Annotated in this window: 14 protein-coding genes; 2 read left to right on the top strand and 12 right to left on the bottom strand. The window is 49.6% G+C overall.

Translation table 11 applies throughout. The features are described from left to right. Positions 1 to 65: 65 nt before the first annotated feature. Positions 66 to 521, top strand: coding sequence for a GDP-mannose mannosyl hydrolase (locus AC27IB_RS20680; protein ID WP_487123307.1), 456 nt, complete (start codon positions 66 to 68; stop codon positions 519 to 521). Between the two features lie 68 nt (positions 522 to 589). Here the strand turns inward: AC27IB_RS20680 and AC27IB_RS20685 are convergent, their stop codons facing one another. After that, positions 590 to 1,015: an organic hydroperoxide resistance protein gene (locus AC27IB_RS20685; protein WP_487123309.1), complete on the bottom strand. Its 426-nt coding sequence runs from the start codon at positions 1,013 to 1,015 to the stop codon at positions 590 to 592. A gap of 106 nt (positions 1,016 to 1,121) precedes the next feature. On the opposite strand from AC27IB_RS20685, the gene AC27IB_RS20690 reads away from it, so the two are divergent. Beyond that, entirely contained in the window at positions 1,122 to 1,562 is a 441-nt protein-coding gene (locus AC27IB_RS20690) for a MarR family winged helix-turn-helix transcriptional regulator (RefSeq protein WP_487123311.1), read from the top strand. A 652-nt stretch (positions 1,563 to 2,214) separates the two neighbouring features. Here the strand turns inward: AC27IB_RS20690 and AC27IB_RS20695 are convergent. The 11 genes from AC27IB_RS20695 to AC27IB_RS20745 all read right to left on the bottom strand — a co-directional run bounded on the left by AC27IB_RS20695 (position 2,215) and on the right by AC27IB_RS20745 (position 15,510). Next, a complete protein-coding gene (locus AC27IB_RS20695; RefSeq protein ID WP_487123313.1) occupies positions 2,215 to 3,654 on the bottom strand; it encodes a zinc ribbon domain-containing protein in 1,440 nt (479 codons plus the stop codon). 875 nt (positions 3,655 to 4,529) lie between these two features. Further along, positions 4,530 to 5,000, bottom strand: coding sequence for a protein-tyrosine phosphatase family protein (locus tag AC27IB_RS20700; RefSeq protein ID WP_487123315.1), 471 nt, complete (start codon positions 4,998 to 5,000; stop codon positions 4,530 to 4,532). A 24-nt stretch (positions 5,001 to 5,024) separates the two neighbouring features. Beyond that, entirely contained in the window at positions 5,025 to 5,660 is a 636-nt protein-coding gene (trhA, locus tag AC27IB_RS20705; protein WP_487123317.1) for a PAQR family membrane homeostasis protein TrhA, read from the bottom strand. Positions 5,661 to 5,785: 125 nt separating this feature from the next. Then, positions 5,786 to 6,400 carry a YigZ family protein gene (locus AC27IB_RS20710; protein WP_487123319.1) on the bottom strand — a complete coding sequence of 205 codons (615 nt, stop codon included), beginning with the start codon at positions 6,398 to 6,400 and terminating at the stop codon, positions 5,786 to 5,788. 84 nt (positions 6,401 to 6,484) lie between these two features. Next, complete coding sequence (locus AC27IB_RS20715) at positions 6,485 to 6,946, bottom strand: RidA family protein (RefSeq protein WP_487123321.1); 462 nt, start codon at positions 6,944 to 6,946, stop codon at positions 6,485 to 6,487. A gap of 131 nt (positions 6,947 to 7,077) precedes the next feature. After that, a complete protein-coding gene (locus AC27IB_RS20720; protein WP_487123323.1) occupies positions 7,078 to 10,224 on the bottom strand; it encodes a CHAT domain-containing protein in 3,147 nt (1,048 codons plus the stop codon). Positions 10,225 to 10,236: 12 nt separating this feature from the next. After that, positions 10,237 to 10,737 (bottom strand): hypothetical protein, encoded by a 501-nt coding sequence (locus AC27IB_RS20725; RefSeq protein WP_296053049.1) that lies wholly within the window; start codon positions 10,735 to 10,737, stop codon positions 10,237 to 10,239. Beyond that, positions 10,730 to 12,283, bottom strand: coding sequence for a peroxidase family protein (locus tag AC27IB_RS20730; protein WP_487123325.1), 1,554 nt, complete (start codon positions 12,281 to 12,283; stop codon positions 10,730 to 10,732). Before AC27IB_RS20730 ends, AC27IB_RS20725 begins: the two co-directional genes overlap by 8 nt. After that, entirely contained in the window at positions 12,283 to 12,915 is a 633-nt protein-coding gene (locus tag AC27IB_RS20735; protein WP_487123327.1) for a hypothetical protein, read from the bottom strand. Before AC27IB_RS20735 ends, AC27IB_RS20730 begins: the two co-directional genes overlap by 1 nt. 94 nt (positions 12,916 to 13,009) lie before the next feature. Next, complete coding sequence (locus AC27IB_RS20740) at positions 13,010 to 13,636, bottom strand: RNA polymerase sigma factor (protein ID WP_296053055.1); 627 nt, start codon at positions 13,634 to 13,636, stop codon at positions 13,010 to 13,012. 164 nt (positions 13,637 to 13,800) lie between these two features. Next, positions 13,801 to 15,510, bottom strand: coding sequence for a M1 family metallopeptidase (locus AC27IB_RS20745; protein WP_487123329.1), 1,710 nt, complete (start codon positions 15,508 to 15,510; stop codon positions 13,801 to 13,803). Positions 15,511 to 15,656 lie beyond the last annotated feature (146 nt).

Below are 15,656 nucleotides of genomic sequence, written 5' to 3' on the forward strand. Positions count from 1 at the left end.
ATCGCTGTCACTGGCCATAAACTGATACACTGGCCCCGCAAACATTGTTTACTGCGGGGCTTTTTATGGCATTTTTAAGCGAGAGCACGTTTCAAACCATTATCGGTGCCACGCCGCTGGTGTCTATCGATCTGATTGTGAAAAATTACCAGGGCGAGGTGCTAGTGGGTTATCGCACTAATCGCCCGGCCCAGGGTTACTGGTTTGTGCCGGGGGGGAGGGTGCAGAAAAACGAAAAGCTGGATAACGCCTTTTTGCGCCTGACGGAAGCCGAATTAGGGATTGCCATTGAGCGTTCTGCTGCAACCTTTATGGGCGTGTTCGAGCATTTATACGCTGACAGCGCCTTTGATGAAGCGGTGTCTACCCACTATGTAGTACTAGGTTATGAGCTTGAACTGGATATCAGCCTGGATGAGCTACCAAAAGAACAGCACAATCAGTATTGCTGGATGGCGAGTGATGAACTGCTAAACCGCGACGATGTGCATGTGCACACCAAGTGGTATGTTGAAAAATGAGTACTGGCGGACGTGGTTTTGGAGGCCGGTAATACCCGCCTCCAAAAAATACCGCTGAGGGGTATTAATTAAAGTACCTCGAAGGTCACTTCAACGTTGCCACGGGTGGCGTTTGAGTAGGGGCATACATCGTGCGCCTTGGCCACCATGGCTTCTTTATCGGTATCGATATCGCCTAAATCTACAATCAGTTTTACTTTAATCGCAAAACCGGTTGGGATTGGGCCAATGCCTACTTCGCCGGTTACTTTAACGTCTTCCGGCAGTTTTACTTTTTCCTGACCGGCTACAAAGCCCAGCGCGCCAATAAAACAGGCGGCATAGCCTGCGGCAAACATTTGTTCAGGGTTAGTGCCCGGGCCATCGTCACCGCCTAAACCTTTTGGTACAGACAAGTCGGTTTTTAAACGGCCATCATTAGATTCCGCTTTACCGCCACGTCCGCCGGTTGCTGTTGCTACGCCAGTGTAAAGTACATCATCTAATTTATGCATAAGGGTGTCCTCCTGAAATATACTTTGTATGCAAAGTAAAAGTAGCAAACATAGAGTTGCCTGACAACTATTTTGTATGCAAAATAATGGCAGAGGTATATTTGTTATGACAGACGACGATCTGCTAAAGCTGGACAACCAGCTGTGCCACCGTTTTTATTCCGTATCCAATGCGTTCACCCGGGCTTACCGGCCGCTGTTGCAGGCGATGGATATTACTTATCCCCAGTATCTGGTATTACTGGCGCTGTGGGAGCATAAACAGCTCACCATTTCTGCGCTGGTAGAAAAAAGTCGTATCGATCCCGGCGCATTAACGCTTATCCTTAAAAAGCTGGAGCAGAAAGGGTTTATTCTTATTCAACCTTCAGAGCAGGATAAACGGGTAAAGCAGGTGGTGCTGACGGCCAAAGGGAAAGCGGCAAAAGCCGAAGCGGCGGCGATTCCTAAAGAGTTGTTGTGTCAGATTAAAAACCTCGACATGAATGAACTGCAATTGCTCAGTGGCCTTATTGATAAGTTGTATTGTGATTTAACTCACTCCTGAGTTTTTGTTTTACTCTTCCTTGGTCATCCACTGATTCTTTCTGATTCTGTTATCCCGGGGGAGGTATTCCTCCTATGTCATCCCGGAAGTTCCATTTCCCTTCGTCATCCCGGAAGTTTCATTTCCCTTCGTCATCCCGGAAGTTTCATTTCCCTTCGTCATCCCGGAAGTTTCGGAGAAACTGTCCGGGATCTCCCTGGTATACTTTCGATGTCTGAATAACTGTTTTGGGTTAGCCAGACTGTTCGGGAGATCCCGGATAAATACTACGTATTTTCCGGGATGACGGGATGGGGGAGGCCGGGATGACGGGAGAGGGGGGCCGGGATGACAGTATTTGTTGGGCCGGGATGACAGAATTAAAAGTCGTCATCCACACATGCTTCACTACCGTCATTCACACATGCACCTCCTTCGTCATCCCCGCATGTTCTTGAGCGGGGATCTCCTGAAAAGGTTGTGTGAGCTGAGTCAGACTGTTTAGGAGATCCCGGATGAATACTGCATATTCTCCGGGATGACGGAATGTGTTTGCGGATGACCGGGATGGGAGTCGGAATATCCTTGGTATGTCTGATATCTGCATTGCGTAGCGTTCATAATGCTATAAAGAGCAACGCTGCTTATCACACTACGTGCTTAATTTTTCCAGCTAAATACCATGTTCAGCTAAAATTTTAGCCCTAATGTTGCTATCCCATTTTGCTGTGTTATACAAGTCATCGTATGGAAACGAGTAGGTAATCATTACTCTTGATAGAGCTTCGCTTGTTGGAGCGTCACCAAAGGTGTTAGTTAAAGGGTCAAACTCCTCTATTGCGATGTCATACATTATCTCTTCTGTTGCCACATTCAGGTATTGATATACTTCAAACTTCAATGTTTCAGAACTGGTCTTCGACTCATATAACTGAGCCATCACTACTAAAGCAAGTGATGGTGCAAGGCCTTTTAATGCCAACACCGCGTTCCCCCTTTCATAGTCTTCTGCTTGCTCATCCATAGCTAAACCATATGCTGTTTTAACACTGTAAAAATAAAGGTTGTCGTCTTTTAGCTGTGTGCGTACGTCACCGTCCAGCTCATCACTCGGGTAGCCGAATTCCAAATACATGGCAGAAAGCTTTTCATTGGTGGGATTATGCGTTTTTGCTAGTTCAAGGTACCTTTTCCATGCCGAAATTTGATCGCTTGAAAACCAATCGGCTGTGCCAAAGAACCACCAAATTGAAGTGCTATCAAGATTGAGTTCAGCAAAATCTATAATTCGATTTACCAGGCCCGGCTCTTCAAATGCGCGGTACAAGGTATGCAGGAGGTTAATGTAAAGAAGTGGCTCAGACTTAAATTCATTGAAATACATGTCTATATCTTCAAAAGTAACCGCATCAGTATTTTGAAGGTAGCGTATAAGTGCATGCGCTGACTCGTTGTGCGGCGAAGGATCGCTCTCAGCTAGCGCTTCAATATACGCGTCGATGCTAGCGTATCTCAAATTGTTTTTCGCGGTTTCGTATTGCTGCGTTATCGTAGCTAACTCTTTTTTTAATAAGGTGATCTCGGCTTGAGCGACTTGTTTTTGTTTATCTATATACGCCAATTCTTCATCTAACTCTTTCGTTTTCTCCAATACTTCTTTTTCTTTTTGAGAGATACTGGCTTCAGCTTCGGCTAAGGATGCTTTTATTTTTTCAATTGCTACTAGTTCACCTTTTAAGCTAGCTTCTTGTAAAGTCATTTCTTTTTTTATTGCATTAATAGCATCCTGTTCTTTCTTAATTTTTTTCTGCCGGGCTGCCACATCGTTTTCAATTGTTTTTAGTTCATTGCGTTTTATATCAAGCTGATTTTTAGCTTGTTCAGCTTCTTTCTTTTCTAGCGTTGCCAGGCGAGCTGAATTTTCGTAGTAACCTGTGTAAAGTTGAAAACTCAGCGTTGCAGCGGCAACTATGCTCGGAAGAATCGCAAACAAAATAACAGGCCTTTGGTACCATCGGCGCAACTGCTCGTGTTTTTGTAGTTCTAACAAATCTACTTCTAAGGCTAGCTTACGTTGTTCAACATTTGAGTTTTCTTGGGTTTCCAGAGTCATCAGTTTTCAAGTCCTTTTTATGTTTCTGGCAATAAAGAGCAGATTGGAGTGCTATTAAAACCTATGTGTAAATGAAGGGAATGAAACCTTGTTGGCTCATTGTTTTTGCTGCGGCATACTTGTAGTCATTCCGAATAATGTTGTTGGATTTCTTTTTGACAGAGCCGTTGGCACTATAGTCGATATACGGTACGTATAGGGGCGTAAGAAAAAGTGAGCTTTTATCAAAAGGTATAATCGGTTTGATAATCTTTTCATATACAATTCCACGATTCACATAGTCTAGCTTAAAAATAAACCTGACTAAATAATATACAGAGCTTGGTTTGTGTCAAACATCTAGTTTATTATAAAAACCTACAGTTTTATCTTAATAATAGTTGTCTGATTGGGGCCTGAATAACCGAGGTAGTAGGGCGCAGATCACCTTTTGTTCCATACGAAATTATCTCCCAGATCCACTTTCGATGCTCGAATGGTTGTTTGGGGGGAGCTAGGCCGTTCTGGAGATCCCGGATAAATACTACGTATTTTCCGGGATGACAGTATTTGTTGGGCCAGGATGACAGAAATAAAAGTCGTCATCCACACATGCTTCACTACCGTCATTCACACATGCACCTCCTTCGTCATCCCCGCATGCTCTTGAGCGGGGATCTCCTGAAAATACTAGTTGAGCTGAGCCAGGCTGTTCGGGAGATCCCGGATAAATACTACGTATTTTCCGGGATGACGGGATGGGGGAGGCCGGGATGACGGGAGGGGGAGGCCGGGATGACGGGATGGGGGAGGCCGTGATGACGAGAGGGGAGGCCGGGATGACTATATTTTATTGGCCGGGATGATAGTAAGTGTTTGGCCGGGATGACCGGTTCTTAGGCCACTATCGCGGCGGCTTGTTGTAACTCGCGGCGGGATAGTTGGTTGGCTTTGTCACCGCCGAAACTGTGAATTATATTATAGGCGCTACTGGCTGGGATTCGTTGATGAATACACAGGGCGTACAAAAATAAGCGGCAGCGTTCGCAGTTACCGTCGCAGTGCAGGTAAACCTTGCCGCCTTCGCGCAGGGTTTCAGCAACTTCTTGCAGATACTGCTGCATAAACGCTTTTTCAGTATCGTTATTTACAAAAATATCGGCAATGTTGAACGGCAGCCATAACCAGTGCAGGCCGGCATTCGCTACCTCGCTTTTTAATTCAGGTTTGTTTTCTTCTGATGTCTGTATGGTCGCAATGTGCGTAACGCCCTGACCACGTAATTGGGTAAGGTAGTCGGGCGTGGGGCGGGCGCCAAGGGTAATGCGGCCGTTTCCAACGGTAAACCAGGATAGGCTGGATGTCATAACGAAATACTGCAGTTAGGTGCTCTACACCACATAATAGTAAATTGAAAAGTAATGGCAACCGCAGCCGCCAATTACAAACAAATGCCAGATGGCGTGGGTGTACTTCTTTGACTTGGCAACATAAAACAACACGCCAATACTAAAGCACAGGCCGCCGGCTACAATTAACCACAATCCGGAGCCCGGCATGGCCTGATACAGCGGGTAGATTAACCCTACTACTATCCAGCCCATAATCAGGTAAGTAACTACCGATACTTTGGGAAAGCGGTGTTTGGCTATCATTTTAAAGGCTACACCGGCAATCGCGAGTATCCAGATAAACGCCGTAGCTATTAGGCCAAGCTGGCCGCCAATGGCTACCAAAGTGAGCGGAGTATAAGTGCCCGCAATCAGCAGATAAATGGCGCTGTGATCAAACAGTTTTAACAGGCCTTTTGCCTTTTGATGGGTTACCGCGTGGTATATCGTTGAGGATAGAAACATAAAAATCAGCGTGCCGCCGTAAACAGCCGAAGCGGTAACACTTACCGACGTTTCGGCACGCAGTAACATAAACACCAACCCCACAATAGCCGCCACACAGGCCAGGCCATGGCTGATACTATTGAGCCATTCTTCGGCAACGGAGTAAGCACGTTTGGGTATTGAAGTCATAATCATCCTCATTTATGTACCACCAGTCTAATTGTTCAGCGAACACTTGTACACTGAAATTTATATGACAGTTTTGCTACATAGGCTGGATCTTAACTGCTATATCGCTGCTAAGTTTGTAGTGGTCAGAGGTCTTTGTGTTGTGCTTGAGTCATCACAGTAATGCCCTGATTGCGGCACATCGCGGTGAAACTGTCTATTTCCGGGGCTGGCAGGGCAACGGTCATGGTTACCTGGTGGCTGTACTGACAATCGCTCACCTCACCCTGCTGTTGGGTTACCCAATGGCGAATGAACTGCTCGTGTTTAAAGTCGGCAGTAACGGTAATTTCATCCAGTGATATGTGTTGCGTTACCTGGAGGTTTTCCATGACTTGTTGTGCGGCACTTGAGTAGGCCCGCACTAATCCTCCGGCGCCCAGCTTAATGCCGCCAAAATAGCGGGTCACAATAAGCATTACATCGCCCACGTCTTTATGCTGGAGTACGTTTAATATCGGTTTGCCGGCAGTGCCGCTGGGTTCACCATCGTCTGAACAGGCAACACTTTGGGGCATATCCGGACGGCCAAATAAGTAAGCCCAGCAATGGTGTCGGGCATCAGGGTATTGCGTTTTTTTCTCGGCGAGCAGGGCCATAGCGGTATCGCGGTCGGGCGCACAGGCGGCAAACGCGTGGAATTTGCTTTTTTTAATTTCGTACAGCACTTCAAGTGCCTGGCTGGGAGTTTGGTATGACATCGCCAATAGTGTAACTGAAATGGCGGGTAAGTCGAAGTGCAATGCGGCGGTGGATGTCCGCCGCAAGCGGTTTGATGGGTAAAACTACATACGGCGCATGTGGGCCATACATTCCACTTCAACCATCGCGCCCATGGGCAAGCCATCTACGCCAAAAGCACTGCGAGCCGGTAAGGCTCCTTTGGTAAAAAAGGTCGTATACACGGCGTTAAAGTCGGGCCATTTGCTGATGTCGTCGATCATTACCGTGCACTTAAAGACATCTTCCATACCCAGGCCCAGCGAATTGAGCGCCTTTTTTACGTTTAGCATAACCTGCTTAGACTGCGCCGGCATTGTGGCTGGTATATCGCCATTCTCATCCACCGGGATCTGACCGGAAAGATACACAATATTATCTACCTGGGTGGCCAGCGAGTAGGGGGCGTTTTCATTGGGATGGGGGAAGTATTTTAGCTTTGCCAGAGCGAGCTGGCTGAAGCTCATCAGTACTGCAATCAGGGTTAACTTAGTTAAGTTCACCACAAACTCCTGTTTATCTGTCATTAAATTATTTTTATACCAATCTATAGTTACGTAGTGACGATTAAACGACAAGCCCTCATGGTGCATATCAGCCCAAACAGCCACTTTTTACGCTCAGTTTCGGTTAACTTTGGTGCGATATGCGCTGGCTATTAAAGTGAAAAATACTCGGCTTCCTGGTTGACCACCGTAAGCGTAAAGCCCGCCCAGTGCATGGGGTGTTTGAAGCGTGGGTGGCGCTGCATTTTCTGGCGCGCGTGGCGCAGGGCCTCGGTAGTGCTGCCCGTTGTTTTAAGGCCCTGATAAAAGTAGCTCATGAAGGTTGCCGTGGGTTTGTCTGACACTTTCCAGCGGGTGCTAATCACCGAGTCGGCCCCGGCAGTTAATACACCGTAGGCCAGGCTTTGCAGGCCGTCGTGGGCCATCATTTTACCCAGCGAGGTTTCGCAGCCGCTAAGCACTATCAGTTGATTGTGAAAGGGTTCGCCCAATAACGCGCTTTGCGGCAAAAAGCCATTATCCCCGGCCTCCGGTGATGACTTTCTGGCGACTGCCAGGCCAACAATGGCGGGATCCTGTGGGTCAAAATAACTGTGAGTTGCAATATGTAACAGGGCAGACTCCCGTAAGTCTTTACTCAGTAATGCCTGATAAGTGGCCTGTTGTGCCGAAAATCGCTTTACCGGTAAGGCCGGAAATAGCGTGGCGAGCTGGTCGCCCTCGCGTTTGGCCCAGGGCAGACCAGGCAGCTGATTACGCCAGCCTGACTCAGCGCGGGTTGCTTCGGTAGCAAATGTGGGGGAGTCAAAAATACCAATGCTCAGCGGTGCGGGATCTGATTGGGTAGACAACAGATAAGCTGCCAGCGACGGTGTTTGGCGCAGGGTGTAACGACTGCCAACATATTGCTTATCGCCCAGGCGAAGTTGCGCCATGGGCAAAGCAAAAAAACGCCCGTCAGCTTGCCAGATAATATCGGTTAGCTGGCTGTTTTCTATTACCCAAATCGGAATAAAATGGCTGGCCGGGGTATTGCGGTAGGCCTGAACAATCTCTGCGCCCGATAAACCGTTAGGTAGCCCTGGTGGGCAGTCAACCGGCCCTGCCTGATGCCGTGTTGCGGTAATGGCCAGTACAAAGCACTGCTGGCCGGTGTGGAGGTATCGCAACACCACCTGATGTGGTTTCAGGGCCAATTGCACCGCGTTAAGCGTTAAGGCGGAAGGAGTGGCCGCATCCTCGCTACGTAACTGAGGATTCACCAGTCGGTACCACTGCTCTTTTACGTTATCGAGCTGTTGCTGCTGGTGCGCTTTGTCAGCGGTGTCGGTGGTGTTTATCAGGCTGCTTTCCAGCGTTAAACGTTGCTGCCACAGGCTTTCAAGTTGTGGTTGCCTGAGTAGTTGCTGGCGTTCTCGGTCTTGCCGTTTACGCAAAAATAGCTGGCTCTGATAGGTTTCCAGCAATGCCAGGGCCTGCTCGGTATTCGCCGTTGTAGGGTGGCTTAGCAGGGTGTCCAGATGAGCATCGTAGAGCTCTCTGACTTTATTAAACCAGTGAGGACCCATTTGATAAGCGTCCAGTTTGCGTCCCAGTTGCAGAATATGCTGATTAGCTTTGCTGAAAGTGGCGGTAAGCGCGCTCTCGTTTTGCGGCTCGGTGGCTTTGAGGAGCTGGTATTGCAAGGAGGCGAGGGCAACCTGTTGCGGATCATCATCGTCTATAAGGGCCAAGAGTTGTTCTATTTGCTTGGCGGCTTCAGGATACTCGCCGAGCTGAATACGGGTGTCGGTAAGGGCTGTAAGGGCCTGAATGCGCTCGGTCATTTTTACTACATTATCCAGTGTGTCGAGCGCTGTATTCTCCAGCTTACTGGCTTGTGCAGGCTGCATGTTGTGCACTAAAGCCTGGGCTTGCAGGGCATAAATTAATGGCAGGCGATCGGAACGCAGATTTTCTGCTTTTTGCTGCGCCTGAGTCAGAGCATCGAGGGCTGCCGGCCAGCGCTGCCCGGCCATGGCAATTTTGGCTAAGGCAATGTACAGGTGGCTGCTATCGTCATCGTAAACACGGCTCTGATTCAGTGTGAGGGTGCGCTGATAATAGCGCTCGGCGGTATCGGTATCGCCCAGATAGCTGTAACTGCTGGCAAGGTTGGCGGTGAGCACCGCTGCAGTGATATCGGCATCATCCTCAGTTAGGTACTCTGCCGCCTCGCGAAAGGTCTGCTGGGCTAACTCCCAGCGGCCAGACCATAAATAAACCAGCGCGAGATTGTTGGTTATCTCAGCAAGCCCCTGTGTATCGCCTGATTGTTGTTTGCTGCGGATAGCTTCATTCAGGTAACGGGCCGCGGCCACATTATCGTTAGCCAGCGACCAGTAGGTGGCAAGACCGTTGTAGATATCTGGCAGTAGCTTTGTATAACCTTGTTCGATGGCTTGCGAGCGGGCTTGCTCCAGTGAATATTTACCGGCTTCCATTAGTGTTTGTGACGATACTACCGAGCCATGCAGCAGGTTACTGAAGCCGAGTGTGGTGACCAGTTGGGTTGTCAGGTAACTGTTGGCAGGCAACATGTGACCGGCTGGTTCGCCTGGCAATGACTCTGATGCTGGCTGCCAATCGGCTGGGTTTATTACGCTTGTGGCATGGGTTAAAGCGTTTTTAAATTGCCCGGGGAGCAGTGCCATGCCGGCATTACTGGCATCGGCAAAATGGTAAATGCCAAAATGAGTCGACATGGCAAGCGCCGCCAGTTGCCAGCAGGTATAGCCATTAGCGGCGGGCGCAAGCAGCGATGAAGCCTGTTCGGTATTTTCTTCAATCAGGTATTGGCGAGCGAGTAATGCGGTGGCAAAGCATGCCGTTTCGGCGTCGCTCTGGCGGGCGATTTGTTCGGTTAATACAGTCGCGTTGCCTGAGTCTTCGTAAGTGGCCGAGAACCACGCCAGCCAGTCCCACAACGCATTTGCCGGTTGTGAATAAACAGCAAACTCGGAGGCCGTTACTGATGGTTCGCTGTTATCATTTACCGTAATGGTTACTGCATATTCTGCACTGCTTTGAGGCCTGATGGCGGCAATATGGGTGTAGCCATAATGGCTGTTTGCCGGGCTGCCTGTGGTACCGTCCAGAGTAATGTTGAACGCCGTGTCGGGCGCTTCAACAATGATTACCTCATTGGCTGCGGCGGTAACCGTAAACTGAAATTCATCCGCCACCGCTCGCTGCCCGGCAAACAGTGCCAGGCAGAACAGGATAAGTCCTAGGCTGAGCGATTGGCGAATTGGTTCCATGTCATGCCGGTTTTAGTGGTTTTTCCAGGCGTAGGCCGGAGCGTTTTTAACCGTTACCCGGCTGCCATCTTTTTCTTTGTTCCAGTGGCTGGCCGTGGTGTACCTGGGCTTCCCATCGGCGTCAACAGAGTACGTTATGGTGAAGTACACGTCGGTGTATTTTTCTTTAAAGGCCGGTGCGCCTTTCGGATAGCCACCGTCTTTTACAATGGATAAGTTGTTGGAACACAGCATGTTCGGATCGTCGGTGGGAAAGAACTTCGCTTTGCTAAGCAGCTTTGCCGTGAGGGTTGGCCAGGTCCCCTGGGATTTGACGATGGTAATGGTAACCAAAAAGGCGGAACCGAGCACCGGGGTGAACACGCGGGTACGCATTTTTAAAGCGTTATCGTTATAGTCGCGCTGACCTTTGGGCAGATAAGGGCGAAATTCAGGGGCCCACTCGTCGCGGTTATAATCTGACACCCAGCCCTTTGGTACATACCATTTACTGTGCGCTGCCTGGTTACTCATCACATTGACTCCTTGTAGTTAAAAACGTGGTGATGTCGGCCATGGTGTGAAGCGGCGTGTCTAAGCACTCAAAGGCCTGGTGTATTGTTGTGGTTAACTTGTCGGCCAGTTGTGCCCGGCTCTGCTGTTGGTCACTGCGGTAACACTCATACATGGCGCTGCGTAGTACATCGCAGTTAATGGCACTGGCAACCAGCCCCAATTTGTACTGATTGTTATCGGCGTAATCGGTTAAGTTTTCCTGCAGCGTATAAAGCCAGAGTGGCGTGCGGTGCTGTTGCTGTAAAACACTCAGTAGCGCATACAGAAAATCGGTTTCCTGGCCGGGGGAGGTCACTACCAGCTTACGGTTGTTTAAGCGGTGCTCAAAATGCCTGGCGAAAGGCTCAAATTGCGGCTCGCTGACAATCGCCTGGAGAATATTTTCGGCGCTGTTTAAGCGCACTTTAATGCCTGCCAGCAAGTTTAGCTGGGCAATGTTACGGCCCGCTTTCGGATTAGTGGGGTGTGGCACGGTGGCCATATCGCTGGTAATAAACAAATCGATAGGGCTGGCTATCTGCTGCAGCCCCTCGTTCTCCAGCGGATCGAAAAACAGTGCCGGCCAGTCGATAACATGCGCGTTATTAAGCGGCTCAAATGGCGGGCGACGCATGATGTCATCCAGTGAAAACGACTGCGAGTGCTCGGTTTTAAGATGATAGCGGGGGCGCAGCATACTGTGACCAAATCTAAAACTTGCCAGCTTAAATTCGGCTGGTACCTGGGTGTATGGCCTGTCGGGGTCGTAGTAAAATGGGCCGAGCTTATCAAAAAAGTAATCATGGCAATCGGCTAGCACCAGCTTTGGCAGTAAGTCATTGATCACGATGTGATGAAACACTGCCACGGTATAGCGCCTGGCGGTAATGATGCGTTCGGCAATATCTGCTTGAGCTGCTGGTAAAGCACTAATGAAGGCGTTATGTAAATCCTGAAACAAGCTGTGCAACTGCAGCACAATAGCGTTTTCGTCGTTGCGTTGTTCCGGCATCCAGGCGGTGGCCCAGGGCGCGTTTTCTATGGTGCCGGGTGATACCCGGTGAACATCGTGAGTCTGGGTTAAAAATTTGCCGCTTTCGCTGTTAAAGTACTTGTCTTCAATACTGGTGATAGGGTCGCCGCTGCCAGTGTTTCCGTACAGGCTGTCCAGGTTAAGCAGCGCACTGGTTTGGCGCCCGCCCACATGAAAGTGCGAATCGGCCACAATGTCGTGGGCAATAAACTGGCATAGGTAGGTGTAACCGGCCGGGATGGGCAGCGAGTTGGTGTCGTCCGGGGTATAATCGGGCTCGTCGAGAAAGGCTGGGTCGGCATCGTCTTCAGGATCCTCTTCTACTGCTGAGGTAAAAGAAAAGGAAGGTTGTGGTGCCTCATCAGGCGCTGAGTGCGAACTGTTATTTTGCGGTAAACCTGGCAGCATCAGGGTGGCCAGGGTATTTAACTCCACCGGGCTTAGCAGCGCCTGCTCGCAGGCAGGAAACATACTGCTGGTGGAAGGCGTCATTAGTCGGAACCTGTAATAATGGTGGCGCTTAATACCACTGCTGAAGTAGAACTGTCGCGTACTGCGATGACCGTTGATGGTACATTGGCCGATTGCAGGGTGGCCTGAATAACCAGTTCACCCTGAGCGTTTTTCTTCAGCGCCGGCCAGGTTTGTAACGCCTGGCCGCTTGCCGATTGCAGTTCTACGTCAAACAAAAGGCCGTTGGCCATGCTGACATCCAGCACCAGTATTTGCTGTTGGCTGTGTTCGTCGAGTACCGCGCCTACCGGCGGCAACTGCGATGTGCTGGCGCCGCGCATCTCGCCAATGTAGATCACATCGGGGCTAATGGCCGTTGCCACGTGTTTGGGTTGCTGATATCCCAGCAACAGCCAGGTGGCGGCGCTGCCAATCAGCATGCCACCGAGTGGCCAGAACAACCGCAGCAGTTTGCTGGCTGATGAGTCTGCACGGGTTTTCTTAGCCGCCTGGCCGAGTGTTTTTTTGAAGATTGCACTGAGTTCGAACTCTTCCACCATGTCGGGGTGCATCAACAAATATTCTTCAAACTCAATCATTTCAGCTGCCGTAAGCTTGCCGTGCAGGTAGCGCTGAATTACATGATTAGCCTGGATGTACTGTGTATTCATATCACTTAACTTCTGTAACCGTTTCGGTTAGGTTAATTACTCCGTTATAGTAGTGTCGGCAAAACCGATTCCCTCTCAAGGCGCACTGTGGAGGTTATAAATGGGTTCCCAGCCAGCACAATGCGGCCGCCACCGATAACAAAGTAAACAGCGATTGTTTGTTAAGCTCTACCTTACATCTGATAGCCAGCGCTTGTTTCAGCCGAGACTTGGCCCGGTGGAGCACTTTATCGAAATGTTCGGTGCTTAAGTCCAGATCCTTACACAATTCCTCTTTGTCTTTGCCTTCAAAAAAGTAAGCGCTCAGCAACTGCCTGTCGCGCTCGACACTGAGTTCAGACATAACCTGGGTAACGGTTTCCAGCAGCTTTTCTGAACTGACCTGGTTTTCGGTATGGTTTGGCGTGTGAGCGTGAAGATCCATTTCGTCGCTGGCGTCGGTGCGCTGGCGTTTGTTTTTGCGGTAGGTAGCGATGAGCAGGTTTTCTGCCACCCGCCGCACAAAGCCTGCTATTGCCTCGGGGTTTTCTATAGCGGAAGCCCGGGCTTTCTGAATAACAATAAGCAGGGCTTCCTGCACAATATCCTGTGCCAGGGTGGGATCGTCGCACTTATAAGCCACTATGGAATACAGCGGTCGGGAGAAGTGACTGAGCAGTGCTTGTTCTGCCTCTTTATTGCCATTGGCGATTTGCGTCACTAGTACAGCGGGTTCTTCCATGAGTAGGCGCGTTATAGATTGTAATTAAAAGATAAATCTACCGATGTAACGCCTTATTTACAAGCTTTAAGCGACTATTAAACAGACTTTATAAGACCAATGGACAACCGCGATGTGCGTGCACTGCCAACCCTTCAGGTGAGTCAGTGCACTTTTCCCGGTAGTTATTTAGCGGTGGCGTCGTAGCGCGCTTCAAAACGCAGGAGTTTGCTGTTGGGATCAACGATAACCACATCCTGAGCGGTGACTTTCAGCGTATTTTGATCTGGTAACTGCAGCGTGGTGATGTTGCCATTTACCGATACTTCTACCGGCATTGGAAATGGCAGATCGTCGGGTACCAGCCAGCTCAGGGTTAGCTCCCCGTTGCTGCGCTGTTCCTGCAGTTCGGGCAGTTTGGCCTGATACAGATAAACGTCAAAAAACCAGCTCAGGTCGTCGCCAGACAACGCGTTGACGAGCTGAATAAAGTCCTCGGTGTTGCGATACACCGTAGTAAATTCGCCCGGTTGCGGCGTGGCCGTGCCGTATAACAATGTAGTGACTGAATCAAAAAATACCGGATCGCCAATTAAATAGCGCAGAGTATGCATGATCCAGGAGCCTTTATAATAGATATCCAGTGCCGGGCCGACGCCTTTTTCGTAAACCTCTTCCACTTCCATTAACTTATTTGACACGATGGGGTGGGTGTTAATAAGCCCTTTACGCTGGTTATTTAAATACGCTTTGTAAGCAATATCGCCGTGCAGGTACTGGGCAAATAAAGGCTGCATGTAGCTGCCCAGGCCTTCGTGGATCCACATGTGGTCCCAGTTATCGTTGGTGACCTGGTTACCAAAGTACTCATGGGCAAACTCATGTTGCAGTAACCAGTCGAAGCCGAATTCGTCTTTTTTGTATTCGTTGCCGTAGGCGTTAATGGTTTGGTGTTCCATACCCAGGTGCGGGGTTTGCACCACGCCCACTTTTTCATCGGCAAAGGGGTAGGGGCCAATCATGCGTTCAAAGAACGTCAGCATGGCCGGAATTTCGTTGAACAGCTGCCGGGCTTTTTCGGCATTGCCGGGCAGATGGTAATAAACTATCGGGTAACGGTTACCATAAATACTTTGATAGCTTTCTTCGATTTTTTCATACGGCGCGATATTCAGCGCAATACCATAAGTGTTATGTGCAGAGCGGGTTTGCCAGTGATAGGTGCTCTCGTTGTCGGTGCTGGTGGTTTTTACCAGTACACCATTGCTCGCCGCTACCAGGTTGTTAGGTACGGTAATGTAAATATCGGCAGTTTTGGGCTCACCCATGGGCTGGTCGATACATGGCCAGAAGATATCGCAACCTTCGCCCTGTACTGCGGTAGCCAGCCAGGGTGCGCCGTCTGGGGTTTTATCCCACATTACACCGCCGTCCCAGGGCGCGTTGGGCGGCGTGCGGGGATGACCATGATATTTCACCTGAACCGACACCGGAAAACTCACTTCATTAGCCGGGGTAATAACCAGTTCGCCCTGTTCATTGGTGTAGCGTTGCGGGCTGATTCTTTCGCCATTAAGCCACACACCGTCGATAGTGAACACGCTGTCCAGGTCGACTGATACCGCTTTGGCTGGTTGTGCGGCTTGCAGGGTCAGAATGGTGTTACCAAAGAGCTGCTCCTTATCGAAATCAAAAGCGAAATGCAGCTCTGCATGCTCAACAGTGACGCCTTGCTGATAGCGCGGGATTTGCCCGCCGCTTTTCAGGGTGTAGGCGGTTGATAAGTTCTGCGGTGTTGCCGATTGAGAAGTACTGGAGGGCGGTGGGGCACTGCAGGCACTAAGGATAACTGCAGTTGAAAGTAAAAGGCCTTGTAAGGCACGGATACAATCCATGTGTGAGCTCCGGATGATCTGTCGTTGTTATTGTTACTGCGATTATAGCGCTAAACGACATGAAATCCTGATGTGGCGCTTATATTGAACGTGTTTTTACGGCGTTAAACGAAAAGAGTGGCAATGCCACTCTTTTTATCTGTACC

This window comes from Alteromonas sp. 4NH20-0104, assembly GCF_057547795.1.